This window comes from Aureispira sp. CCB-E (genome assembly GCF_031326345.1).
GTDB lineage: Bacteria > Bacteroidota > Bacteroidia > Chitinophagales > Saprospiraceae > Aureispira.
In genome coordinates this window covers 6,880,698-6,906,888 of the sequence record NZ_CP133671.1, presented here as the reverse complement: position 1 = coordinate 6,906,888, position 26,191 = coordinate 6,880,698, and the positions used below count along the sequence as shown (strand labels likewise).

Below are 26,191 nucleotides of genomic sequence, written 5' to 3'. Positions count from 1 at the left end.
TATGCCTTCATATAGGCTTCAGAGGTACTATTTATGTCGATTTTATTGGTTCCGAAAATTGGAGAAAGATAAAATCGCCTAACTCCGTCTAATTAAGTGGATTATTGACAAGTAGTACCTTCAAGTATAATGTATGTTTTGAGGTTTATCTTTTAGAATGACGGGTGTTATTATATAATACCATCATGATAGAAAGATAAGTCTAGGAGAACCTATTGTTCTGTGATGCAGAATCGTAGGACGGATTTTTATTATAGGAATAGTTTGTTAAAACTACATTGTAATAGTGTGGCTAACTACTATTCAAAACAACTTAAAATTTAAAAAAAATGAAAAATTTATCATATGTTTTATTGGGTTTGACAATACTTTTATTCTCCTTTACTGCTTGCGAAAAAGAGACAAGCAAGTATGGTCAGTTTAGTTTAGAATTTGATAATAAGGTAGGATCAGATGCTGTGACTTTGAGTGCAGAAGGAAGTACAGACTATCCGTTTTCTACTCAAATGAGTCAAAAGTTTAACCTTCAAAAGTTAGGATATTATGTTTCTCGTATTGAATTGACAGGTCCGAATGGGGAAACTTATTCTGATGAGGTAACAACAGGAGCTACAGCAGCCGAAGTGAACGGTTTTTATCAAGTATTGGAATCCGATGCTAACTCACAATCGATTACATTAAAAAATGTACCAGTTGGAACATATAACAAAATCACTTTTACATTAGGTGTTGAAGCCGATTATGTACAAGATGGTGCAACAGGAGGTGTTTTAGATCCAGCCAATGGCGGATGGTTGTGGAATTGGGATTCAGGATATATTTTTTATAAAATGGAAGGTACTTCGCCTGCATCTACTAGAGCAGACAACACGTTTAGATTTCACATAGGTGGATGGAAAGAAATTGCAGGTAATGTTAGTTTGACAAATAACGTGAAACGCATAACATTGGACTTTCCTACGAATGCCGAAGTGACGGAAAGTTCAGATTTGGAAGCTCATATCATAATGAACCTTTTAGCTGTATTGGATGGTCATCATGCAGTAGATTTTTCGACTACCAATATGGTGATGAGCCCAGCAGCAGGCGCAGACATTGCCCATAGTTTAGAAGATGCATTTATGGTACACGGCATACACGGGAACTAAATGTCGTTTATCTATTCTAAAAAATCTAGATACCCTATTAGCTACTTGCTAATAGGGTGTGTAGGTTTGTTGTTTGGAATGACAGCTTGTCAAGAAGACAAAATAACTACAGCTAAGGAACCATATAAATTTGTAGCGCCAAGTAATTTTCCTGAGCCTACTTATACTTTTTATAATAACGAAATCACAAAAGAAGGATTTGAGCTAGGAAAGAAGCTGTTCTTTGACCCTATTTTATCTGTAGATGAGAGTACTTCCTGTAGTTCTTGCCACAAACAGTCTTTTTCATTTGCAGATCTTCCATCGAATCCATTTAGTATAGGGATTAGTGGGTTGGTAGGCACTCGAAATGCTCCTAGTTTAGCCAATTTAGCTTTCATGCAAGAGTTCTTTTGGGATGGGGGAGTGACGCACTTAGATTTTGTGCCGATTAATGCAATTGAAAACCCTGTAGAAATGGGAGAAGGCATTGCTGCTGTTATTGCTAAAATTAAAAACGCTCCAGAGTATCCTGCTCTTTTTCAAGCTGCTTTTAAGACAACGGAAATTAATATGCCTTTATTGATGGATGCACTAGCGCAATTTATGCTGTTAATGGTATCGAATCATTCTAAATATGATGCTCATCTGCAAGGAGAGGCGAACTTAACCGAACAAGAATTAAAAGGGTTGCGTTTGTTTGATGAGCATTGTGAGCATTGTCACGCTGGAATTTTATTTACCAACCAAGCCTATTTTAACAATGGTATAGATAGTGTTTTTTCAGATTCAGGACGTGCACGAATCTCTGCAAATCCATTGGATATAGGAAAATTCAAAGTTCCTAGTTTGCGAAATGTAGCGGTGACTGCTCCTTATATGCACAATGCAAAATTCTTTACCTTAGAAGAAGTGTTGGAGCATTACAGCGATGGACTTGTTAATTCTGCTACCCTTGCTTCAGAGCTAATACAAGCTAATGGGAATTTGGGAATTCCGCTATCTGCTTCAGAAAAAGAAGCGATAATTGCTTTTTTGAAAACGTTGACGGATCATGAGTTTTTAAACAACCCTATTTTTTTTGAAAAATAAGTAATTGTCCAGAAAAAATTCTATAAAAACGATGTAACTTATTGTTTAAGGTAAAGAACCCTAAAAAAAGGATTTGGACTGTTTGGCAATTTTTGCTGCTTTTAAGAGTCCAAATCCTTTTTTAATTATTAGTTCGCATGAGAATTAATAATAAGTTTTATAAAGTATCACTTTATTGCGTATTTATTTAATAGAACAGTTGAGCAGCGATTGTTTTCCAATAAAGCCCTCTAATTTATCTCCAATTTGCACTGGACCGACACCTTTAGGAGTTCCTGTAAAGATAACATCACCTCGCAGTAGCATAAAATATTTTGAAATATAAGCAATCAAATCATCAAAGCCTGTCAGCATATCACTGCTAATGCCTTGTTGTACTGTTTCCCCATTTTTAGTGAGAGAAAACTCAATCTCTCCATGTTGGTTTCGAGCTTCTTCGATGGGAATAAAACGACCAATTGCTGCTGAATGGTTCCATGCTTTTGCAATTTCCCAAGGGTGTCCCTTTTTTTTGCAGGCATCTTGTATGTCACGTGCAGTAAAGTCAATGCCTACCGATACTTCCTTGTAATAAGTAGACGCAAATTCTGGTGCAATATGCTTACCGTTTTTACATATTTTGAGTAGGACCTCTACTTCATAATGCAAGTCTTTGGTAAAGTCAGGATAAAACAGTGGATAGCCATCTAGTAGCTGAGCAGTATCTGGTTTTAGAAATAAAAGTGGTGTTTGAGGAACAGGATTGTTGAGTTCTGCGGCATGGGCAGCATAGTTGCGACCAACACAAATAATTTTCATAACGTATGTATGCTAACTTTGTTTTTGATTAAAGTAGATAATTTCATTTTTACAATAAACTAAAAAATATGAACTAAAAGAACTTAACATCAACATAAAATTGATGTTAGCATAAAAAAGATAGATTTTTTATTTGTAAATGTAAAATGGTGTTTATTTGGTTATTGTGTTGGTTTTTAGGTTTTTGTGTGGTGTTTGGTTGTTTTTTGTAGTTTATTTTGAATTAATTTGATTATATTTTTGATAAAAATAAGCAAAAAAATCACAAAAAAATTTGGAACTACCAAAAAGCTGCTTTATATTTGACCTGTCGTTAGGAGGAAATGCTTCCTAATAATAATTAAGTTCTAAAAAAAAACTCACTTAAATAAACACAAAGATTCAAGTAGAGTTTGACCCTAATTGATATTCATAGCTAAGATATTGTAATACAATTAAAGTACCCAGAACACAATACCTAAAAACCCAAAATCCATGAAGCTTGATTAGTTTTTACTCAAAGGGCAATTAGGGTTTCTGAGAAAATCTGAGAGCCTAATCGCCTAAAGAGTAGGGAACTAAACCCAAACCTATTTGAAAAAGAAACAATGCAAGTTGTCTTATCTGTCTGTCTTAAATTTGAAGAGATGCCTTTGTAGGAATACGAAGGTTATCTCTTTTTTTCAGCAGTCAGCATTTTAGTCAACTTATTAAAGATAACCATGCGACGATGTATAGGAGCATCATCCTGCAATTTAAGACCTAAAGACGGATTGATTCCTTTTACTAGTGTGGAAAAGTAACTATAATAGATGATGAAGATTAGAAGTTGGAGATTGGAATTTGTTTCATAAGACCATAACCAACTACTTGAGATAAAAATAGAATTGTCCCAATTTCCCAACTTTCTAATCATCTATTGCCGAATAAAAGTTTAATTATTAGAAAGGTTAGAATAGAGATGCTTACTCCCCAAGTGTCTCTTTTTTTATTTTTATACATGACCAGAACTTAACCGAGTTCGTTAGGTGTTTTATCCTTGCCTTAAGTGTTTCCCCAAATTCCATTCAATACATCATCCACAATAGTAACTTAGTCTAAACACCTTTCCTTATTCTTCATTTTAGCTATGCTGCTACTATCAATAGTTCGCTAAAACCACGAAGTAGCAGCGGAGCTAACTACTAACTATGTGGCGTGATTTTTTTAGTGATAAATTATTGATTATTAAGAATGTGTGTATTTTTTTGCCTTCGCTCTAAAAAGCTAATAATAAAATTAATACTAATGCACAAGTCTATAGAAACCATGTAGTAACAGAAAAATTGATGACTATTAATTAAAAAAATTGGAATTCATATAAAAAAAGTTTACGTTTGTAGTATTAGTTTACGTTTTTAGGAACTTTTATTTGAAAACGTAAGTTTGAGAATGTAAGATTAGAAAAAGTATATGAGTAGAGATTTAGAGAATAAGAAGTGTCAAGCTATTTTGAAAACAGCGAAAGAGTTATTCTGGAAACATGGTGTCAAGCGAGTATCTATACAAGAAATTTGTAAGGAAGCAAAAACAAGTAAAATGACCTTTTATAAGTTTTTTGACAACAAAATAGACTTGGCAAAAACAATTTTAGATTTAGTGTTTGAAGAAGGAATACAAGAATACAAAGCCATTATGGAACAAAACATCCCATTTGCTCAAAAAGTAAAGGAGACGTTGTTGGCCAAAGCAAGGAATAGTAAAAATATCAGCCAAGAGTTTATTACAGATATTTATAAAAATAATGACTTAGGTTTGTTGGAATATATCTATGCTAAGGGAGAAGTTATGATGGATTTGGTTTTGGATGATTATGAACAAGCTCAAAAAGAAGGCTACGTACGTCCTGGGATTAAGCGTGAATTTATGCGATATCAATTGCTAAAAATGAGAGAAATGGTGTTGGACGATGCTTTGTTGGTGCATTATGATAGTCCACAAGAATTGACAATGGAATTGACGAATTTCTTTTTTTATGGTTTGTTGGTTCACGAAGATGAATGAGTAGAGAAAGTAAGTGTTTTAGTATTTACTATAAAAGTGGTTAGATCGATTGGGGCGTTAAAATGATCAAAAAATCATTATCTATATTGATAAATTAAACGAAAAAAATGATGAAAAATATTCTATTAATGGGCTTTTTGTGGCTAGGAACCTTTATGGCTAGTTATGGACAATCTGCCAAAGAAATTGTACAAAAAATGGACGACAATGCTTTTGGTGGGCGAATAACGTCTAGCATGAAAATGACCATAGTTCGTCCAACTTGGTCGCGTACAATGGAGTTCAAAAGTTGGGCAGATGGCGCTGATTATTCCTTGATTTTGATTACGGCACCAGCACGTGAAAAAGGAATTACCTACTTGAAACGAGAAAAAGAGATGTGGAATTTTCAACCATCGATTGATCGTACCATTAAAATGCCTCCTTCTATGATGATGCAATCTTGGATGGGATCGGATTTTAAAAACGATGATTTGGTGCGCCAATCTTCTATTGTTAATGATTATCAACATGAATTATTGGGCAAAGAAACTATCGAAGGTAGAGAATGCTATAAGATTGAAATGATTCCCAATGAAGAGGCACCAGTTGTCTGGGGAAAAGTAATTGTTTGGATTGATGCAAAGGATTATCTTAACTTAAAAACGGAACACTACGATGAAGATGGCGAATTGGTGGACACCAATTATGGTCAAAATATAAAGAAAATAGGAGGGCGATTATTGCCTGCTAAAATGGTTCTTATCCCTGCTGATGAGGAAGGTCATAAGACCATATTGGAATATACAAGCCTCGAATTTGACAGTAAATTTGACGATCGGTTCTTTTCTACTCAGAATATGAAACGCGTTCGATAGAACCTATCTATTCATCCTACAAAATGTTAAAAAATGATACTTAAAATTGCGTGGCGGAATATTTGGCGAAATCGAAGAAGGACGCTAATTACAGCAGCGTCTATCTTTTTTGCCGTTTTATTTGCTGTTACTATAGAAGCGATGAATCGAGGTATTTTTGATAAAATGATCAATGATTCTGTTAGTTTCTATACGGGATATGTCCAAGTAACACACAAAGGGTACTGGGACGAACGGTTCTTAGATAATTCTTTTGAGTTATCTCCAGACTTGGTGACGACCATAAAAGCAACTTCTGGGGTGAATGATCTTGCCCCAAGGTTAGAATCTTTTGCCCTAGCTTCTTACAAGAAAATTACAAAAAGTGCTTTGGTGGTAGGAATTGCTCCTCAAAAAGAAGCTGCTTTGACAGGGTTAGACAAACGAGTCGTGACTGGAACTTATTTGACCAAAGAGGATGAAGCCGTTCTTGTTGGAGAAGGTTTGGCAGAAAAACTCAAATTAGGAGTTGGAGATACGATTGTATTGATTAGTCAAGGCTATAGAGGGGTAAATGCAGCAGGGAAGTATCCCATAAAAGGAATCGTTTCGTTTGGAGCGCCAGATATGAGTGCTACGATGGTCTATATGCCTTTAAAAGTAGCACAATGGTTTTATGGAGCACCCAACTTAGTAACGACTGCTGTTTTAGATATTAACGACAAAAATGCTGCCGAGTTGGCATTGAGTAGCCTAATGTCAACACTAGATACAGCTTCTGCTTACGATGTATTGAGTTGGCAAAAAATGATGCCTGAGTTGATGGAAATGAAAGACTTAAAAGAAAGTAGTAATGTGATTACGGTATTCATCCTATATTTTATTGTTTCTTTTGGAATACTAGGAGTCATACTGATGATGACCAAAGAACGCCAACGAGAGTTTGGTGTCTTAATTTCTATCGGCATGAAACGGAGTAAATTGGCACTCATTACATGGATAGAAACGATCTTTTTGGGACTGTTAGGGGCTTTTGTCGGTATTGCTGTAGCCTATGGATTGATGTATTATTTATCTATTAATCCTATTGTGGTAACAGGAGACATGGCGGAAACTTATGCCAAATTTGGAATCGAAGCAAAATTACCAGCGTCTACAGACGTGGATATTTTTTATACTCAAGGGATTATTGTGGTGTGTATTACAACTGTTTTAGCTCTGTATCCTTGTCTTCAAATTTGGAAAATGAAACCCATTGATGCAATGCGTGCTTGATGCACTGCCTAATAAATGATTATGCTTATAACGATTGTCACGAAACGTAGTTCTTGTTATGATAAAGCGTTTTGATGAATACGCGCTTGCAAATCTATTCGTGATAACCGTTGTTTTAACAAAATAATAATAATATGATTTTCAAAATAGCATGGCGGAACATCTGGCGGAATAAAATTAGAAGTTTTACCGTAATGGGCTCTGTCTTGGTTGGTGTCTGGGCGTTGATATTTATTTTGTCCTTTACGGCAGGGTTTATCAATTCTTACATAAGTGGTGCCATTGAGAATGAAATCTCACACATTCAGTTGCATCATCCTAAATTTATGGATGAAAAAGAGGTGCAGTATACCTTAGAAAATACTCCTTCGATTGTCGCCAATTTAAAAGAAAATTCGACCGTTAAAGCATTTGCTACTAGAACGATTAATAGTGGAATGTTAGCCACAGCGAGAGGGTCTAGAGGGATTCAAATTAGAGGTATAGTGCCAGAAGAAGAAGCCAACTTAACTCGGCTAAATGAAAAATTGGTAGAGGGAAGTTATTTGGATGCTACCAAGAGTAAAAATCCGATTCTTATTAGTAGTCGGCTGGCTGAAAAAATGCAACTTAAGTTAAAATCAAAACCTATTCTGAGCTTTCAACAAAAGGATGGCACAAGTGTTTCTGCGGCGTTTAAAGTAGTTGGAATTTATGAAATTGGAAATGCTATTTTTGAGGAGAGCAACGTTTTTGTTCGGCAAGCTGACCTAAATCGTTTGATGGGGGGAACGCCAATTACGCACGAGGTTGCTTTACTACTAAATGACTTAGATGATTTGGATACTACTAAGCGGGCATTAGCAGCTGCTTTTCCAAATGCTTTGGTGCAAAATTACAAGGAAATATCACCTGACGTTAATTTGTATGAGTCTCAAATGTCTGTCTCAACTTATGCGGTTATTTTTATCGTAATGCTAGCATTAATTTTTGGTATTATCAATACTATGTTAATGGCGGTGTTAGAGCGAACAAAAGAGTTGGGAATGCTAATGGCGGTAGGGATGAAACGCTTACAGGTGTTTTTGATGATTGTGGTAGAAACTCTCTGTTTAACTATGATTGCTGCACCTGTGGGATTATTTCTAGGGTTTCTAACCGTCAGTTATTACGGCAGCAAGGGGATTGATTTGAGTGCTTATGGAAAAGGAATGGATAAGTTTGGATTGAGCGATCAGGTTTTCTTGACCTTAGATGCTTCATCTTTTCTTGCAGTTACGATTGCGGTTGCCATTACCGCTATTTTAGCAGCCTTATATCCAGCTATTAAAGCAACTCGATTAAAACCAATCGAAGCTATGCGTACGGTGTAGCAACGTTGAAAGATACTTATTATCAAATAGTTTAATCACAATAGACGACTTCATCAACCCAATAGGATATGATCTAGTAAGCTAAGTAGTCTATTATAATCAATATAAAATGGAGAACGTAATCAAAGTGCAAGGGGTTACCAAAACATATAATCCAGATACGATTCCTGTTCATGCGTTGAGAGGGGTAGATTTAGAAATAGGACAAGGAGAATTTACGGCATTGGTCGGACCTTCGGGATCGGGAAAAACAACTTTGTTAAATGCAATTGGTGGCTTAGATATTCCTACGAGTGGTCATATTATGGTGAGCAACCAAGATATTGCACAATTGTCCGATAGTGAGATGATTGAGTTTAGAAAACAAAATATTGGCTTTGTCTTTCAAGCTTATAATTTAATTCCTGTATTAACCGCCAAGGAGAACGTGGAATTTGTGATGTTGTTACAAGGTAAATCACAAGAAGAACGAGAGGCAAGGGTCAAAGAACTCTTGAAGGCCGTAGGTTTAGAAGATCAAATTGATCGTAGACCCGCACAATTGTCAGGGGGGCAACAACAACGGGTAGCTGTTGCGCGAGCATTGGCATCCAAGCCGATGTTTGTCTTAGCGGATGAACCGACAGCTAATTTGGATTCCAAGTCAACGGCTGATTTGCTGGATATTATGTCCCAATTAAATCAAGAAGAAAACATTACCTTCTTATTTTCCACACATGATCAGCGTGTTATTGATCGAGCACGTCGTATTGTTACGTTGGAAGATGGGAAAATTATCTCAGACGAAACAGTTGCTTCCTAATGGGTATGTTAAAATATTGGCTTTTTTTAGTAGGGATTATTGTTCTGCCAACGTTTAGTTTTAGTCAAGACACGACCCAGTTAGACCGTGTAATTACGAAAAAGCAACGATCTAAAAAAAAGAAAAAAGATCCCAATGTCCCTAAAAATTGGGCGTTGAATGGCTACCTGAAATATTTGACTTCTGTATATTTTATACATCAGCCTCAAAAAGCGATGTTGCAAGATAACTTGATTCACAATCGTCTAAATTTTAGGTGGTACATCAACGATGCTTTTACATTCAAGGCAGATTTGAGAACCCGTGTGTTCTTTGGAGAATATATTAAGTTACAACCCAATTATGGACAAACAATTGTTCGTGGGGATAGCCTCAAAAATGGCTATTATGATTACTTGTCTTGGGTGTTGTTAGACCAACGAGGTGCCGTTATTCATAGTACATTGGATCGTCTTTATTTTCAATATTCTAAGGGAAATTGGGATATCCGATTAGGACGACAGCGAATCAATTGGGGAATCAATACGATTTGGAATCCGAACGATATTTTTAACACGTACTCTTTTACAGATTTTGATTATGAAGAACGTCCAGGAAGTGATGCTTTACGCATTCAGTACTTTACGGGGGTTGCTTCTAGCATTGAATTTGCTGCCAAAGCTTTTACACGATGGGAAAATGCTACGGCTGCTTTTTTGTGGAAGACCAATAAATGGGAATATGATTTTCAAGTATTGGCTGGAATTGTTGAAGAAAACCTTGTTGTTGGAGGCGGTTGGGCTGGCAATATAAAGGGAGCTGGTTTTAAAGGAGAGTTGTCTTACTTTTACAACATTAACGATACCCTTAGCAATCGGCATAGTTTTACAGGAACAGTGAGTTTTGATTATTTATTCAGCAGCAAAACCTATTTGGTAGCGGGTTTCATGTACAACAGCAATGGCGCTACCAATGCCAATTCTAATGCCTTATTTGCTTATCGTCCATCTGCTAGAAATTTATATCCTTATCGTTATTCTATTTTTGCTACTTTTTCACAACCTATTAAAGAAATTTTTTCGGTAGGAGTGACAGCTGTTTATAGTCCAGGAGAAAGCCATGCCTTGTTTTTAACGCCTAATTTTGCGTATACCATCAATGAAAAGTGGGATATTTCTATTGTTGGACAAATTTCATTAAATCAGTCCAATGGGTATTATGTTAGTCCTGTTCAAGTAGCTTTTTTGAGAATTAAGTTTAGTTTTTAGAGAGCAATGAAGAAAGATCTTATTAAGTTAAATAACTATAAGTTAGAGTATTGCTTGACAGGAAGTAAGCATTCTGAAACCATTCTTTTTGTACATGGATTGGGAGCCAATCAAAGTCAGTTTGAACAACAGCACATTTATTTTAGTGCCCAATACCAAGTTTTATCGATTAGCCTTTGTGGGCATGGCAATTCAACGGTACCTTTAGACATTTTACCAGAAAACTTTTCATTGACTCAATTAAAAAATGATCTTATACAAGTGCTTGATTTATTAAAGATAGCAAAGGTGCATTATGTTGGTAATTCAATGGGAGGAAATGTTGGCTTAGAGTTTTTGAAGGAAAGCCCTAATCGTTTGCTTTCTTTGACGCTATTTGGAACAACAGGGAAGCTCAAAAAGTCAAGGTTTTTGGTCGCTTGTATGAAAATATTGTATCAAATTCTAAGTATACAAATAATAGCGAATTTGTCTCGATTGGCAGGAACCACCAGCTTGTCTCAAGCTAAAATAGCCACTATGATTTCCAAAGCTTCTAAAAAGGCAATTCTTTACTGTCTGCCTCATTTAGCAAATTTTGATTATCTAATGGATATTAAGAATTCTAAAGCACCTACCTTATTATTAGTAGGAGAAAAAGATAAGGAAATAAATGCTTGCCTAGACAGTACAATTGAAGCTTTTCAAGCTAGGGGAAATTTTCAACTAAAGTCTATCAAAGGAGCTGGACATTTTATAAATTTGGATGCTCCAGAGTTATTTAATCGAGAGCTAGAAGCCTTTTTGCAGGGTAGGAAATTATCTTCACCAAAAACGTAAACATGAAAACAATAACAGGAGACTTAATTCAGTTGGCATTAGAAGGAGTCTTTGAGGTAATTGTACACGGATGTAATTGCTATGGTACAATGGGGGCTGGAATTGCCAAAGGTATAAAAAAGCATTTTCCAGAAGCTTATGAAGCTGATTTGAAAACCGAAAAAGGGGCAAAGGATAAATTAGGTACCTTTAGTTTTGCCAATATTGAGGATAAAAACTTGATTGTAGTGAACGCTTATACGCAATATCATTGGAGAGGAACTGGGAGAAAAGTTGACTATGAAGCGGTACGAGCTGTTTTTAAACAGATCAAAAAACAATTTGAGGGAAAAAAGATAGCCTATCCAGCCATTGGAGCGGGGTTGGCAGGTGGAGATTGGAACATTATTGCCACAATTATTAGAGAAGAATTAGAAGGAGAGGATCATACCTTTGTTTTGTATCAAGCTTAATGAGTATAAGTAATCGTTCAGAAAAAAAATCTAAGAATAAGGCTATTTTTTTACCTATAATTTTTCAGCCTAACTGCTTGTATTATATAGTTATATAAATTTGCTTTTTAAGAATTAAAAACGGAATCTACTCCAAAAAAGAGCTTATACCCTGCTTTGAAGGGGCATATTGGAGCTTGGGAAATCGGGATGGCTTGTACTAGTAGTACAAAAGAATAAGCCTACGAAGAATACGTCCGCATTTGTCAGTTGTGACGAAGGAACAATCATTTGACAAATGCAGTATTCGAGTAGAGTAAGCCATCCAAGCGTAAATTAAGCCCTTAATTTTGCTTCTTTTATCAAGAAAAGAAGATACAAAAATCTTATTTAAAATTTGTGTACGGTTTAATAACTTAGATTAGAGAAATTAATGAGATAGCTTTAGAAAGCTACCAAAGAATTTTTTCTATACAGTTTGTGACAAAACTAATTTTAATAGAGCATTTTTAAAGCTATCTTTGCAAACAGTCATTGACCTCAAAAAATGCAACAATGTTAGACGCAATTCAACACAAGATCAATTTTAAAACCAAACCACTAGGAGCATTAGGATATTTAGAAACACTCGCAGAGCAAATTTGTGTCGTACAGAATACTTTGTGTCCTCAGTTAATCAAGCCAACGTTATTGGTTTTTGCTGCTGATCATGGCATTGCACAAGATGGTGTAAGTGCTTATCCTGCTGAAGTAACTGCTCAGATGGTGCTCAACTTTTTAAATGGAGGAGCTGCTATTAATGTATTTTGCCGTCAGAATGATATAACGTTTAAAGTGATAGATGCTGGAGTGAATTTTGATTTTGAGGCAGACCCATGCCTTATTGATGCCAAAATTAGTAAGGGAACGAAAAGTTCCTTAACAGGAATGGCAATGTCCCAGAAAGAACTGAACGACTGTTTTACCAAAGCCAATACAATATTGTTAGAGTTGTATGCATCAGGTTGTAATATAGTGGGCTTTGGAGAAATGGGGATAGGAAATACTTCTTCTGCTAGTTTGTTGATGAGTGCTTTGTGCGACTTGCCAATAGAGGACTGTGTAGGTAGAGGCACGGGGCTGGATGATGAACAATTGCAACGAAAAGTGGACATTCTGAAGGCGGTTCAAAAGCATCACCGCAAGCCTCAGGATGCCAAAGAAGCCTTGTGCTTTTTTGGAGGTTATGAAATTGCTCAAATTTGTAGCGCTATGTTAACTGCCTATGAAAAAAATATGCTCATCTTAGTAGATGGTTTTATAGCAACCGCTGCTTTTTTGTGTGCTTATCACATAAACCCCAAAATAAAAGAAAATGCTATTTTTTGTCATCAAAGTGATGAACAAGGGCATGGTCGAATGTTGACGTATTTAGATGCAAAGCCACTGTTAAATTTAGGTTTGCGTTTGGGAGAAGGAACGGGCTGTGCCTTGGCTTATCCGTTGGTGAGAAGTGCTGTTCAGTTTGTGAATGAAATGGCAAGTTTTGAAAGCGCAGGTGTGCAAAATAAATCATAGTTATGCTTAAACAGGAGCTTCATATCTTTTTTACTGCAGTAATGTTTTATACCCGAATACCTTGTCCTAGCTGGGTAGATCATTCAGAAGATTATCTAAATCAAGCCACTCGTTATTTTCCACTTATTGGTTGGATCGTAGGAGGAACAACGGCTTTGTTAATTTACGGACTCCACTTTTTACTGCCTATCTCTGTTGTGGTTCTGTTATCGTTAGCTTATAGTGTATTATTAACAGGGGCATTTCATGAAGATGGTTTTGCAGATGTTTGTGATGGTTTTGGAGGAGGTTGGACAAAGGATAGAATCTTGGAGATAATGAAAGATAGCCGAGTGGGTGCCTATGGAGCTATAGGAATGATTATTCTGCTTTTGTTAAAGGTGTTTGTCTTAATAGAGTTGTTTCAAATAGATGTGATGTATGCTCTAAAAGCGATCGTGTTAGGACATGTTTTGAGTCGATTTAGTGCTGTGACAATGATTTTTACACACGAATATTCTAGAGCAGATGCAAAAAGTAAGGTGAAACCGATTGCTAAAAAATTGAGTAAATCTAGCTTGTGGATCAGTTCATTTTGGGTTGTTCCTGCTTTATTATGGTTTCAAAGTAGCTGGATATTGCTTGTGTTAATTCCTGTTTATATGATGAAAATGTATTTAGCGCACTATTTTACAAAATGGATTGGAGGATACACAGGAGATTGTTTGGGGGCTACCCAGCAGATTAATGAAATAGTAACGCTTTTATTTTGTCTTGGTTTATGGAAATTTATTTGATTCGACATACGACACCTTCTATTGCCAAGGGGATTTGTTATGGTCAAACAGATGTTTGGGTAGAGCCCACTTTGTTTGATAAAGAACGAAAATTGGTTCAAAAAAAATTGCCATCTGACATTCAATATGGTTACTCTAGTCCGCTTCGTAGATGTACAGAATTGGCTACAAAACTCTTTGATAATATACAGGTAGACGCTCGTTTGATGGAATTAAATTTTGGAAATTGGGAGCAACAAGCTTGGAACAATATTGCGCCGTCAGAGTTAAACCCTTGGATGGAAGATTTTGTACAAGTTGCCCCTCCAAATGGAGAGAGTTACAGGGAGCTGCATCAACGCACCAATGTCTTCTGGGAAGACTTATTGGAGCGTAACGATTCACCTGTTGCTGTCGTAACACACGCTGGTGTTATTCGAAGTTTTCTTAGCTGGATGCTAGAGTTGCCTTTGTCCAATTCATTTCGCATAGATATTGCATATGGAGGAGTGGTTCATGCCTTTATAACAAAAGACAAACACTATAATAAGTTAATAAGAATAGAATGAGTGTTTAAATCTTTTGATTTTCATAAGCTGCCCAACTATCCAAAACCGAAATATTGTAATCAATTTTTGTAAATGCTTTGGTAAGCTGCCAATTGTTATCCGAATCTACTAGAATTTTTTTGACTTCTTTTAGAGGATCTTGTAAGTGAATATAGAGCTTCTGTTGGCTCCTAATGTCATCAGGAGTACTCAAGCCAACCAAAGACCATTTATTAATTGGGAAAAATTCTCGTTTTCTAAATTGATTATCCCAAACAGTATAATCATAAAGCATGAGTTTTTTCATTCCTGAGGTTTGGATATAACGATCTGTTTCCATCTTTTTTATCCAAAGATGAACGTTAGGAATGATAGCAGGTCTAGGGTCATTCCAACTAGTTCTTCTAATGACGTCCCATTCTTCGGACAAACCAATCCACCATATTGATTTTGACATATGCAGCGTTGTTTTGATACGAGTTTTTGTATTGGTTGCTTATTGCTTTTTTTTAAAACTACTCATTACTCTTACAATCTATTAAATATAGTAATTTCAAGTTCAAAATAAGGCATTATTCATTGGTTTTTTATCATCACATATAAAGTAACAGCTAGAATGATACTGCCACCTAAGTAGACATAGAGACTAGGACTTTCTCCTAAGAAAAGCCAAGCCAATAAGATGGCATAAAGCGGTTCCAAGCTAGCTATTAAACTAGCCGTTCTTGCTTTTAAGGCTTGCATACTGTGAATGAATAGTGTATGCGCAATAGCTGTAAATATAATTCCTAATAAAAGCAAATAAAGCCAATCTTGGGTAGTTCCTTCAAAAATATCAAGGGCAAAAAAAGGCATTAAAAAAATGGCGGCAATTCCATTTTGATAAAAAGAAACACAGTGACTTGTATATCCCTTTAACATACGTTTGCTTAGTAAGGTTAAAACAGCAAACGAAGCCCCAGAGGCAATCCCCCACAGTGCCCCTTGTGTATAACGATTGTTATAGTCAAAATCAGGCAGTACCAATGCAACACCTATAAAAACGATGAAAGCTAAGAGAAGGTTAGTTGCTTTTAGGGGTTCGTGATTTAAGAATGGTTCTAATAATGTTGTAAAAATCGGAAATGTAGAAAATGTCAGTACACCAATGGCGACACTTGAATTTTGGATCGCTTCAAAAAAAGCGACCCAATGAAATGCTAAAATGATTCCTAGTAAACAAAAAACAATAAAGTCTTGGGTTGATTGAGGACGGAATTGTTGTACACGAACAGAGGACTGAGAAGGATAAAAGTTGGATAGCTGACTAAAAAAATAGACAAATAGAGCGCCTAAGCATGCTCGACCTAAGACAATGCTACCAGCAGGCAAGTCAATTAGCTTTCCAAACAACCCTGCTCCTCCAAATAAGAGAACGGCTATATGAATACTTAGATAGGCATGTGTTTTAGGGGGATAGGAATTGGCATCAGGTGCGGTAGGCATGAGAAATAAGTTAAGAATAATAGAACAGTGTGTTGACACGAAGTTAAGTAAAATAGAGGCCTCAAATGCTATTTTTCAATTAAAAGTGAATCAGCATGATAAGTGATAATACAACTCAACGGAAAGTTTAAGTGTAGAATTTTTTACTATTCCTTTTCGTTTGCGTATTTTTGTAGTCAATAACTCATTTAATAAATGAAATATTCAAGTTTCTAACATTACTTCGTGGGAAAATTGCATCAGTTTGATTATCATTATCAATAGAGTATATTTTTGCTGCTTAGTTCTTTAAGGAGTTGATAATTAAATTGATGTAAGGGTACTTTTTTGGTTTTTTACAAAAAAGCTAAAAAATCCGCGAAGTACTATTCTAAGTAAGTGGGGAGAAAAAAGTAAGACTAAAATAAGGTTGTTTGACTACGTTGTTATTGCGTGGTTGATATATTTCTTCGAACAATTGCTTAGTTATTACTCCGTTGAAACCATGTAGTAGCAGCAAACTGAGCTTCGCAAGTTCACAGTAACAAAACAAAGCGATCTCGTGAAGTCGAAGCTAAAAAAGCAACGGAGCATTATTAGTGTAATATATTATAAAATAGTTGATGGCTTACGAAAAAATACTTTGTGATATAAAGAGTTTTTTGCAAAAAAACATTCACGAAGTTATGATTAAGTAGGCACCAAAAATAAGATAACGAACAAAAAAATGGCTGATTCACCAATCATATATAAAACGAGGGAAGAGATAGAATTGATGCGAGAAAGTGCTCAGTTGGTATCCAAAACGCTTGGATTAATAGCAGAGCATATCGAGCCAGGAGTAACAACCTTGTACCTTGATAAATTGGCAGAGGAGTTTATTCGTGATAATGGAGGAGTTCCTGGGTTTTTGGGACTATATGATTTCCCAAATACACTTTGTATGTCACCCAATGCACAGGTAGTCCACGGTATCCCGACAGATACTCCGTTGGAGAACGGAGATATTATTTCTGTAGATTGTGGCGTATTGATGAATGGTTTTTATGGAGACCATGCTTATACGTTTGGGGTAGGAGAGATTGATCCTAAGGTAGAAAAATTGTTGGAAGTTACGAAAGAAAGCCTTTATCGAGGAATCGAACAATGTTGTGTAGGAAATCGTATTGGTGATATTGGATATGCTATTCAAAGCTATGCCGAAAAGCACCGTTATGGAGTCGTAAAAGAATTGGTAGGGCATGGTTTAGGACGCACCATGCACGAAGAACCCCAAGTACCCAACTACGGTCGTAGAGGAAAGGGAAAGATGTTGAAAAATGGAATGGTCTTAGCTATTGAACCAATGATTAACATGGGAACAGCTAAGATTAAGCAGCTGTCGGATGGATGGACAATTTTGACTCGAGATGGTAAACCTTCTGCTCATTTTGAGCATGATGTGGCTATTGTAGATGGCAAACCTGATATTTTATCAACATTTGACTATATTGATGCTGCATTGGCAAAGAAAAAAGCACAGGTATAATTGCACTGTAAATTTTAGTTTTCTTAAAGAAAACTTATGTAATACCTAAAAATAATACAAAAGCTATTTAAACACCTGTTGTTTGAGTGGCTTTTTCTATATTTATGAAGTTGCTTTTTAATCGTAACAATGTTTAGAAATGGATGCTTGCTGATAACATGGTTTGGTTGGAAAGGCATAACATATCGACAGCTACAACACTTGAAATAACCTATTTTTTTTGAAAAATTGATAACTGTTTTGCCACTTGAAGAAAATTGATAAATTAATTGTACGAAGCTTTTTGCCACCTCTGATCATCTGGACATTGGTTGCTATGTTTATCTTTAACATGCAATTTCTTTGGAAATATATTGATGATATTATTGGCAAGGGACTGGATCTTTCAATTATTTTTGAATTGTTATTTTACCAATCATTAGCAATGATTCCTCGTGCAATGGTTTTTGGGGTTTTGATTGCATCGGTAATGACTTTAGGAAATTTAGCCGAGCATTACGAACTGGTAACCATGAAATCGGCAGGAATGTCTTTGTTTAGAGTAATGTCTCCTTTGATCTTTTTTGCCTTTACCTTAGCAGGCGTCTCCTTTCTATTTTCGGATCAATTGATCCCTGTAACGGCTCTTAAATTTAAGTCTACTCTCTATGATATTCGCAAACAAAAGCCTGCTCTTTCATTCAAAGAGGGACAGTTTAACGATGATTTTCAGAAGGTTTCTATTTTTGTAGACAAAAAAGCACCTAGTGGAAAGGTGTTGAAAGGGCTGAAAATCTATGATCATACCACTACTGTTGGTTATAAGGGACAAACCAATGCAGAATCAGGAGGATTGTTTTATGCTAGAGATACCTTACAAACAACGGTAAAAGCAACAATTCAAGATTCCATAATAAACAAAGACACAACAATTCAAAGAAGCTTTTTGGTCGTCAAACTTAAGAATGGAACTCGCTACGAAGAAATGGATCCCGATAGTAAGAAACCCAATGCTTACCCTCACATAGAGATGAACTTTGACACGTATACGACTTTATTTGACATGAGCGAATTTGAGTTTAATGAAACCAATGAGGATTTGTTTAAGGGGCATTATAGTTTGTTGACAACTAGGCAGTTATTGCGGGCAATAGACTCTTTGTTCAAGAAGCGAGAGGAACGTTATGAAATGCTAAAAAGAAATGCAGATGCGATGTTCCACTTTCGAAGAGAGGGCTTAGCTGAGCCAGGAGTAGATACTATAGAGATGATTCCGACGAGATATGCCAAGCATTATTACCCTCCAAATGCAGCACATGCACCTAAAGTTGAATTGGATACTACCGTTCATAATTTTTATGATTATATTCCACAAAGCAAGCGAGATTATATCTATCAACGTGCTTCTGGTTTTTGTCAGAATGTCAAAGGACAGGCTAATGGCGTTGCTAAGTATTGCAAAACAAGTGAAAAGATACATGCAGAACACGAAAATGAAATTCATCAAAAATTTTCGTTTGCTTTAGCTTGTTTACTTTTCTTATTTATTGGCGCCCCAATGGGAGCAATTATACGAAAAGGAGGCTTTGGATGGCCAATATTGGTAGCCTTTATCTTCTTTATGTCGTTTTTTGTGTTATTTTTAGTTGGCGAGCGATTGGCAACAAGTTTATCTGTTCCCTGTTGGGTTGGATCTTGGTTGCCTAATTTAGTATTGTTGCCTTTTGGCTTGATGTTAACCCACAAAGCATTATACGATTCAAGGTTTATTAGTATGGAAAAGGTGCTAAACCTTTTGCAATGGATTAAGGGGATTTTTAGCCGAAAATAAGTTATATCCAATAAAAAAAGCAGCAAAGCCTACTATACTCTAAGAACAATTTTACCCGCTAGATTGTATCTATGTTGACAACTTTTGTACGACACGAAGTATACATCAATAGAAGTTTTTTATCAAGCTAATACGGTTTTAAGCATGCTCTAAAGCGAATTACAAATCAAAGCAATAGATTTACCAACGAATATACCCCACGATAAAATGACAAAAGAAGCAACTACCATATCTGATTTAACAATAGCAGATCGCAATTTACAAGCTCAAATTGACCATTTTGTAGCAGAAAACAGATGGTATATTGCGAGTTTTTTATTGCTTTGGGGAATTGCTTGTTATTTTTTGATGGGGGTATTGAGCAAAGGAGATGTGATTTTATTCTTTGCAGAAAATCGAAGCGAACTAAAAAATACATTTTTCCTCTTTTGCACTTATATAGGAGAGGGCTATGTGTACTTGTTGGCTACAATCGTCCTATTGTTTTCAGGTTATTCAAGAAGTTTGGCTATTTGTCTAAATGCTATATTGGTTTTGACAATTAGTCATGCCTTAAAGGTTTTCTTTGCCCATGAACGCCCAGTTCGTTATTTTGATAATTTATTAGAGCAGCCCGATTTGCCGAATTATGTTCCTGATGTTGTTTTGTTAGATGGATGGACAACTAGCTTTCCTTCTGGGCATACAACATCTGCTTTTGCATTTTACAGTCTTTTAGCATTTTTCATCCCCAACAAATGGATTAAAATGTTGTGTTTGTTGCTGGCAACCTTAGTAGGACTTTCTAGAATGTACTTGGTTCAGCATTTTTTGAAAGATGTAACTACGGGAATGTTGACAGGTTTTTTGATTGCTTTGATAGTGTATTGGGGACATGAAATGCTATCACCTAGTGTTACTAGCAAGAAATTACGATTAAGAAGAAAGAAGGCTAACCATTAGTATCTGGAAATAAAAATACAGCCCAAAGATTACTTTACTTCGTGGAAAATAAACACAAGTATTAACTTCCAACACTTATTATTGCCATCATAAAAAAAGCGTTACGAAGTTATTCTCCATAACGCTTTTAGAAGCTTATTGATAATTGTTTGGTAATTGATCAAAAGGGTCACCTTTTGACAGTCACTTAATCTAAGCTTTTATTAATATCTAAAATATCCTTTTCTTTCTGAGCAAATGTTTTCTTAACAGTGGGAATCTTAGTACGATCTTTACTCAATCGATTAATTTCATCAGCCATTAAATTACCTTCCATAAGTTGTTGTTGCAAATTTTGTAAATTGCCAGGAGAATAAGGAACAATAATAGAGCTGTTTTTCTCTCCAACTTCCTTGATGGTATCGTAATGTTGTGTTAATAGAACGAACTGCATAATTTCAATTGGAGATACATCGTTAAGTGTGTTGCTAAAATCTTCTACAGAATCTGCAAAACCTTTGATGATTGCTAAACGTTGTTCGGCAACCCCTTCTCCTTGCAAACGTTTGGATTCTTTATCGGCTTCCGCATCTTTAATTTTTGCAATTTTTCGTCCTTCTGCATCTTCATAAATCGCCTCTTTGTTGCGTTTAGCAGCATTGATTCGGTTCATAGATTCTTTTACCATTGCATCGGGATCAATGTCAGTAATCAAGGTTTGGACAATACGATAACCGTATTTTTCCATATGTTCAGACAACTCTGTCTTTACTGCTGTAGCAATATCGTCCTTACGAGCAAATACATCATCCAATTCTAATTTAGGAACTTCAGCGCGAACGGTATCAAAAATATACGAAGATATTTGACTATATGGATCGTCCAATTCATAGAAAGCTTCTTTTACCTTACTCTTCATGATTTGCACATGTACCGAAACTTGTAGTTTTACAAATACATCATCTTTTGTTTTTGTCTCAATATGGATGTCCAACTGTTGAACTTTGAGGTTAACGGTTCCTGCAACAGTTTCTAAGATTGGAACACAAAAGTTAATACCTGGGTGTAAAATTCTGTTAAAACTACCCAAGCGTTGAACAATTTTTGCTGATTTTTCTTGAACTACTTTTACTGTGGAAAAGAGAAAAAACAGAAAAACAACCGCAGTGACAATAATAAATGGATCCATAGACGCTGATATTTTGAGAAGGTTATTAATTAAGATTAAAAATAGATATTGTCCAGCCTTTTTAAGTATTTTGTGTGCCAAACGATGATTAATATAGAGAATCAATCATTATCTAATATAATAAATAATGTGGAACGATGAATAAGAGTTCCCAATAATCATAAAAAAGATGCGAATTACATTTGTTTTGATAATACTGAGTTGGTATGTATGGGCTTGTTCTGCCCCCGAGAGTAAACCCCAAACCATTTCAGGAGTAGAGATTTATAAAACACGTTGTGTGACTTGCCATGGAACCGATGGTAGAATGGGAATGAATGGCGCCAAAGAATTACCTGACTCGCCTTTGAATGCGGCGCAACGAATAGAGGTGGTCACACATGGTAGAAACATTATGCCTGGATTCAAAGAAATGTTATCAGAAGAAGAAATAAAGGCAGTTGTAGAGTTTACAATGACTTTAAAGTAAATAGTAGTAGGATGTATGAAAAAGATGATCGAATCTAAACGGTGGGTAATCCGATTATTGGGAAAAAAGGATGCAGCGAAACTTCAGCAGTATTATAGTAAGAACAAAGCTTTTTTTAAACCTTGGATGCCAACGTATGCGCCCAATCGATTTCAATTAGAATATGTAGAAGCCAGTATTGTTGTTTCGCTCGATCATTATCAAAAAGGAGTTTTGCTTCCTTTTATAGTATTACATCCTATAACTGATGAGCTAATAGGCACCATTACCTATTCTCAAATTCAAAGAGGAGTTGCTCAATATTGTTGTGTAGGATATAATATATCTGAAACTTGGAATGGTATGGGGGTCGCAACAGAGGCTTTGGAAGCAACCAATCGTTATGTTTTTGAAGTGTTGAACTTGCATCGGATAGAGGCTAATATATTGCCTGTCAATAAGGGATCTATTCGAGTAGTAGAAAAGTTGGGCTTTGAAAAAGAAGGGATTTGTAAGGCTTTGTTAAAAATTGATGGACATTGGCAAGACCATATAAGATATGCTTTAATTAATCCTCTAGTTGAATAATAACCTACGTCGAGCCGATAGTATCAAACTCCAACAACTATGTATTATCCAATTAAGGTTCCAAAGTGGTTTCAAAAACTTTTTCCAGCCTATCTGTGGAGAGGGGCAACAGTGCAAAATAAAAAACAACTTTATTTGACATTTGATGATGGTCCGATTCCACAAATAACGCCTTGGGTGTTGGATCAACTTAGAGCATATAAGGCCAAAGCAACTTTCTTTTGTGTTGGTGCCAATGTGCAAAAAAACAAAGCAATTTATCAACGGATTTTAAATGAAGGACATCAAGTCGGAAACCATACTTTTAATCATGTCAATGGTTGGAAAACAAAACACCAAGATTACATCACAAATGTTACGGCATGTAGGGAACAAGTCGAAAGCAAGCTTTTTAGACCTCCTTATGGGCGCCTAAAATGGCAGCAAGCCAAGGAACTACGCAAGGATTATAAGATTGTAATGTGGGAAGTTTTGGCAGGCGATTTTGATGCTTCTATAACAGGAGAACAGTGTTGGCAAAATGTATGTCAGTCAGCTAAAAATGGTTCTATCATAGTTTTGCACGATAGCCAAAAATCATGGCAGCATTTGTCCTATGTATTGCCGAAGTTATTAGAACATTATCATCGACAAGGATTTACTTTTGAGGCTATAACTATAGAAGACGAAAGCTAGAGCAATACCCTAGTTTAGAGATGCCGTTTGTATTGTTGTATTGGGACTTGAAAGTGGTGGTGGCGGAGCAACTTTAGGCTTTCGCACTTTGTCCAATAACAAAACCATAGCAATGTAATAAAATGGTAAACAAGGAATTTTATACCGAGCTAAGGCACCAAAATTAAAGGAAGTGAAGCCAACTGCAAAGGCAAAAATAATCGCAAAAATTAAACAGAACAGAATAACAGGATCACTGAATATGGCTTTTAACGTTTTAAAAACACCTACTTTAAAAAATACGTAGATGGTGAAACCTAACGTAAATAAGGCTTCGGCCGCTGATGGCAAAACGATGATCTTTGTGGCTTCCCAAGGATAGGGACGAAAAAGAGCTACGTTAACTGCTTTGGGAAATGTGGCAATTAAACCACCTAAAGAAGGGTCTAAAACTCCTAAATCATACCCTGTGCCATTGTCTCGTTCTGTACTCAGCTTTAACCACCACTGAACCTTTGCCGCTTCTTCCAAGAAACCTTCTAAAGTATATTCTGAAAAAACGCTGCCCAGTTGTTGTATAACAATTACGCCTCCTAAGGCTCCTACGCCAAAAAAAATAGGGGTCGCTAATTTTCTTAAAGTATCATTTTTGATGCGCTCTTTGATCATAAAAAAGACCCAAACAACAGTTGCTGGAAAAATAGCGACCAAAACATATACCTTAATATTTTTCATCAAGAAAGCTCCCATGATAATAAAAAAGATAGAACGCAGTATTTTTTTCTTTTTGCTAATCAAACTATAATAAATACCATTAACAAAAAAGCCTAAGGCTCCAATAACAATAGAATCTTTCATGATACCTGTGCTCCAAAACCACATAGAGGGCAAAAATAAAACGGCAAGTGCTATTGGAAAATGTAAGTGAGGAACGAGGTCATAAAAAACTCGATACATTGCCCAACAACCTAAAAAACTAAAGACAGTTAAAGCAAAGGAGGTGCCTATATAAGTGCCAAACCCTAATGGGCTAACAATTCCTGCCAATTTAATTACCATTGCCTCTTTCGGATTGACAAAGAAGCCACGTAAAGTAACCGAATTGTAAGCTTCTAAGGACCACTGTTTATAGTCAACGGCAATAAGCTCGTAAGCGGTTCCTGGATTGTTGAGCATGGCATTGTAAATATCTCTTGCACCAAAGAAATAAAAAAAAGTATCTCCATAACCATAATAATATTGATACATCAATGCGGTTAGGATGGCTCCCAACAAGCGAAGACCTAATGCAGGTAGAAAATATTTTTTTATAATATCGTTGGAGTACTTTCTGTTTCGGTAGAAATAGAAAATGAGCACCCAGATCACCAAGAAAAAAGGCAATAAGATAAAATCTTTCGTATAAAGTATTTGCCATGCAAGTAAAAACATACTAGATAAAGCTGTATTTTGTGCTTGAAAGATTAAGAGGATGTTGCGTCACCAATTTAAAGTTATCCCTTGGGTGTATGATGAAAATATAAAGGTACGCAAATATTGTATCTAGTGCAAAAATAAAACTCAAGCATTTTAATGTACCTTTGAGAAGGGGGAAATAAATAAAAGGAAGGCAGCACAAACTAGTAGCAGCGTTGCTAACTAAAAGCAAAGTGCTCGCGAAGTGCCACGGAGCTAAATTGATGGGGCTTTCCAACAAACAATAGTTCGTTGAAAAACTAATATAAATGTGCTTTTTTATCTTTTTGGTAAAAAAGTAAAAAATCAACGAACTACTAAACAAAGTAATGTAATAATAGAAAGTGTGAATAAGCAACTAAAAATAGGAATTGTTTTAAATACAGCATGGAATATATACAACTTCCGATTGGGGTTGGTCAAAGCTTTATTAGCGGCAGGGCACGAGGTTTATGCTATTGCTCCAGTTGACGATTTTGTACCAGCAATAGAAGCAACAGGGTGCCAATTTGTTCCCGTTCAATACTTAAGTAGAAAAGGAGTAAATCCGATTCAAGACATGCGTTTTGGATATGAATTGTATCAAATTTATAGCTCCAAAGAACTAGATGTTGTGTTGCAGTATACCATTAAACCTAATATTTATGGATGCTTAGCAGCAGGAAGAGCTAAGGTAAAGAGCATTTCAACGGTGACGGGATTGGGATATAGCTTTTTGAAAGAAGGTTGGGTAAATAAAATTGTAAAATTGCTGTACAAGACAGCCTTCAAATCTGGGACACGCATTGCCTTTCAGAATCGAGATGATAAAAAACTATTTGAAAATTTGACCTTGTGTCCTGCTTCCAAAACTACTCTAATCAAAGGTTCTGGGATTAATACCAGTCATTTTAAACCCATGCCCAAACAAAAGACCTATGACAAATTAATTTACCTATTTGTGGGGCGTTTGTTGTATGATAAAGGAATCAATGAATTGTTTGAAGCGGCACAGAAGTTTAAAAAACAGTGCCCTGATACAGAAATTTGGGTAGTTGGAGCGATTGATGATGGCAATCCCTCTGCTGTTAACAAAGAAGAAGTAGCAGAGCAAGAAGCCAATGGAACGATTCGTTATTGGGGTGTTTCGAAGGACGTACGCTCGATTATGCAAGAAGCAGATGTTGTGGTTTTGCCTTCTTACAGAGAAGGGTTGCCTAGAGTTATGCTGGAGAGTTTAGCAATGGCTAAGCCAATTATCACAACAGACACCGCAGGTTGTAGAGAAACAATTCAAGATACTAAAAATGGATTTCTAGTTCCTGTGAAGGATGCAGAAGCGTTAGCCAGTGCGATGTTAAAAATGTACAACTTGACAGATGAAGAAAGAAAAAATATGGGGAAAGTGGGACGAGAAATGGCTTTGCAAGAGTTTGATGAACAGGCTATTATAAAACGCTATTTTGAAGAAATACAAAACATGACGTCATAAGA

At 36.0% G+C, this 26,191-nt stretch carries 25 protein-coding genes; 20 read left to right on the top strand and 5 right to left on the bottom strand.

The features are described from left to right. Positions 1 to 329 precede the first annotated feature (329 nt). The gene (locus QP953_RS26655) at positions 330 to 1,148 is read left to right on the top strand and encodes an MbnP family protein (RefSeq protein ID WP_309553447.1); all 819 of its coding nucleotides are present in this window, start codon (positions 330 to 332) and stop codon (positions 1,146 to 1,148) included. Beyond that, entirely contained in the window at positions 1,149 to 2,219 is a 1,071-nt protein-coding gene (locus QP953_RS26650; RefSeq protein ID WP_309553446.1) for a cytochrome c peroxidase, read from the top strand. Between the two features lie 183 nt (positions 2,220 to 2,402). Here QP953_RS26650 and QP953_RS26645 read toward each other — a convergent pair whose 3' ends face one another. Further along, the gene (locus QP953_RS26645; RefSeq protein ID WP_052599182.1) at positions 2,403 to 3,017 is read right to left on the bottom strand and encodes a fumarylacetoacetate hydrolase family protein; all 615 of its coding nucleotides are present in this window, start codon (positions 3,015 to 3,017) and stop codon (positions 2,403 to 2,405) included. A 1,431-nt stretch (positions 3,018 to 4,448) separates the two neighbouring features. Here QP953_RS26645 and QP953_RS26640 point away from each other — a divergent pair. From QP953_RS26640 to cobC, 11 genes are all read left to right on the top strand, one after another. Further along, positions 4,449 to 5,039 carry a TetR/AcrR family transcriptional regulator gene (locus QP953_RS26640; RefSeq protein ID WP_052599184.1) on the top strand — a complete coding sequence of 197 codons (591 nt, stop codon included), beginning with the start codon at positions 4,449 to 4,451 and terminating at the stop codon, positions 5,037 to 5,039. Positions 5,040 to 5,146: 107 nt separating this feature from the next. Next, on the top strand, positions 5,147 to 5,896 hold the full coding sequence (locus tag QP953_RS26635; protein ID WP_081909630.1) for an outer membrane lipoprotein-sorting protein: 750 nt from the start codon (positions 5,147 to 5,149) through the stop codon (positions 5,894 to 5,896). 33 nt (positions 5,897 to 5,929) lie between these two features. After that, positions 5,930 to 7,150 (top strand): FtsX-like permease family protein, encoded by a 1,221-nt coding sequence (locus tag QP953_RS26630; protein ID WP_309553445.1) that lies wholly within the window; start codon positions 5,930 to 5,932, stop codon positions 7,148 to 7,150. A 134-nt stretch (positions 7,151 to 7,284) separates the two neighbouring features. After that, positions 7,285 to 8,502: an FtsX-like permease family protein gene (locus QP953_RS26625; RefSeq protein ID WP_309553444.1), complete on the top strand. Its 1,218-nt coding sequence runs from the start codon at positions 7,285 to 7,287 to the stop codon at positions 8,500 to 8,502. Positions 8,503 to 8,611: 109 nt separating this feature from the next. After that, on the top strand, positions 8,612 to 9,304 hold the full coding sequence (locus QP953_RS26620; RefSeq protein WP_052599188.1) for an ABC transporter ATP-binding protein: 693 nt from the start codon (positions 8,612 to 8,614) through the stop codon (positions 9,302 to 9,304). Continuing rightward, positions 9,304 to 10,551, top strand: coding sequence for a hypothetical protein (locus tag QP953_RS26615; RefSeq protein ID WP_309553443.1), 1,248 nt, complete (start codon positions 9,304 to 9,306; stop codon positions 10,549 to 10,551). Before QP953_RS26620 ends, QP953_RS26615 begins: the two co-directional genes overlap by 1 nt. A gap of 6 nt (positions 10,552 to 10,557) precedes the next feature. Next, the gene (locus QP953_RS26610; protein ID WP_309553442.1) at positions 10,558 to 11,370 is read left to right on the top strand and encodes an alpha/beta hydrolase; all 813 of its coding nucleotides are present in this window, start codon (positions 10,558 to 10,560) and stop codon (positions 11,368 to 11,370) included. A gap of 2 nt (positions 11,371 to 11,372) precedes the next feature. Then, positions 11,373 to 11,822 carry a macro domain-containing protein gene (locus QP953_RS26605; RefSeq protein WP_052599191.1) on the top strand — a complete coding sequence of 150 codons (450 nt, stop codon included), beginning with the start codon at positions 11,373 to 11,375 and terminating at the stop codon, positions 11,820 to 11,822. Positions 11,823 to 12,356: 534 nt separating this feature from the next. Further along, entirely contained in the window at positions 12,357 to 13,358 is a 1,002-nt protein-coding gene (gene cobT / locus QP953_RS26600) for a nicotinate-nucleotide--dimethylbenzimidazole phosphoribosyltransferase (RefSeq protein WP_309553441.1), read from the top strand. 2 nt (positions 13,359 to 13,360) lie between these two features. Beyond that, positions 13,361 to 14,134 (top strand): adenosylcobinamide-GDP ribazoletransferase, encoded by a 774-nt coding sequence (locus tag QP953_RS26595; protein ID WP_309553440.1) that lies wholly within the window; start codon positions 13,361 to 13,363, stop codon positions 14,132 to 14,134. Continuing rightward, a complete protein-coding gene (gene cobC, locus QP953_RS26590) occupies positions 14,119 to 14,682 on the top strand; it encodes an alpha-ribazole phosphatase family protein (RefSeq protein ID WP_309553439.1) in 564 nt (187 codons plus the stop codon). Before QP953_RS26595 ends, cobC begins: the two co-directional genes overlap by 16 nt. A 4-nt stretch (positions 14,683 to 14,686) precedes the next feature. Here cobC and QP953_RS26585 read toward each other — a convergent pair whose 3' ends face one another. Together QP953_RS26585 and QP953_RS26580 are read right to left on the bottom strand one after the other, a co-directional pair. Next, positions 14,687 to 15,118 carry a hypothetical protein gene (locus tag QP953_RS26585; RefSeq protein ID WP_309553438.1) on the bottom strand — a complete coding sequence of 144 codons (432 nt, stop codon included), beginning with the start codon at positions 15,116 to 15,118 and terminating at the stop codon, positions 14,687 to 14,689. 119 nt (positions 15,119 to 15,237) lie between these two features. Next, positions 15,238 to 16,146 (bottom strand): DMT family transporter, encoded by a 909-nt coding sequence (locus tag QP953_RS26580; RefSeq protein ID WP_309553437.1) that lies wholly within the window; start codon positions 16,144 to 16,146, stop codon positions 15,238 to 15,240. Positions 16,147 to 16,852: 706 nt separating this feature from the next. On the opposite strand from QP953_RS26580, the gene map reads away from it, so the two are divergent. The 3 genes from map to QP953_RS26565 all read left to right on the top strand — a co-directional run bounded on the left by map (position 16,853) and on the right by QP953_RS26565 (position 20,405). Next, positions 16,853 to 17,653, top strand: a complete 801-nt coding sequence (gene map, locus QP953_RS26575; RefSeq protein ID WP_052599197.1) for a type I methionyl aminopeptidase — start codon at positions 16,853 to 16,855, stop codon at positions 17,651 to 17,653. Between the two features lie 247 nt (positions 17,654 to 17,900). Beyond that, the gene (locus tag QP953_RS26570; protein ID WP_052599198.1) at positions 17,901 to 19,463 is read left to right on the top strand and encodes an LptF/LptG family permease; all 1,563 of its coding nucleotides are present in this window, start codon (positions 17,901 to 17,903) and stop codon (positions 19,461 to 19,463) included. Between the two features lie 207 nt (positions 19,464 to 19,670). Further along, a complete protein-coding gene (locus tag QP953_RS26565; RefSeq protein WP_052599199.1) occupies positions 19,671 to 20,405 on the top strand; it encodes a phosphatase PAP2 family protein in 735 nt (244 codons plus the stop codon). A gap of 187 nt (positions 20,406 to 20,592) precedes the next feature. Here QP953_RS26565 and QP953_RS26560 read toward each other — a convergent pair whose 3' ends face one another. Then, positions 20,593 to 21,573 carry an SPFH domain-containing protein gene (locus QP953_RS26560; protein WP_052599200.1) on the bottom strand — a complete coding sequence of 327 codons (981 nt, stop codon included), beginning with the start codon at positions 21,571 to 21,573 and terminating at the stop codon, positions 20,593 to 20,595. Between the two features lie 169 nt (positions 21,574 to 21,742). Between QP953_RS26560 and QP953_RS26555 the strand changes: the two genes are divergently transcribed. From QP953_RS26555 to QP953_RS26545, 3 genes are read left to right on the top strand one after another with little or no spacing between them, the layout of a single operon-like run. Further along, positions 21,743 to 22,042: a cytochrome c gene (locus QP953_RS26555; protein WP_309553436.1), complete on the top strand. Its 300-nt coding sequence runs from the start codon at positions 21,743 to 21,745 to the stop codon at positions 22,040 to 22,042. Between the two features lie 15 nt (positions 22,043 to 22,057). Next, positions 22,058 to 22,609 (top strand): GNAT family N-acetyltransferase, encoded by a 552-nt coding sequence (locus QP953_RS26550; RefSeq protein WP_309553435.1) that lies wholly within the window; start codon positions 22,058 to 22,060, stop codon positions 22,607 to 22,609. A 39-nt stretch (positions 22,610 to 22,648) separates the two neighbouring features. Then, complete coding sequence (locus QP953_RS26545; RefSeq protein ID WP_309553434.1) at positions 22,649 to 23,284, top strand: polysaccharide deacetylase family protein; 636 nt, start codon at positions 22,649 to 22,651, stop codon at positions 23,282 to 23,284. Positions 23,285 to 23,293: 9 nt separating this feature from the next. Here the strand turns inward: QP953_RS26545 and QP953_RS26540 are convergent, their stop codons facing one another. Beyond that, a complete protein-coding gene (locus QP953_RS26540) occupies positions 23,294 to 24,694 on the bottom strand; it encodes a hypothetical protein (RefSeq protein WP_309553433.1) in 1,401 nt (466 codons plus the stop codon). A 370-nt stretch (positions 24,695 to 25,064) separates the two neighbouring features. Here QP953_RS26540 and QP953_RS26535 point away from each other — a divergent pair, with 370 nt between their 5' ends. Continuing rightward, positions 25,065 to 26,189, top strand: a complete 1,125-nt coding sequence (locus QP953_RS26535; protein WP_309553432.1) for a glycosyltransferase family 4 protein — start codon at positions 25,065 to 25,067, stop codon at positions 26,187 to 26,189. Positions 26,190 to 26,191 lie beyond the last annotated feature (2 nt).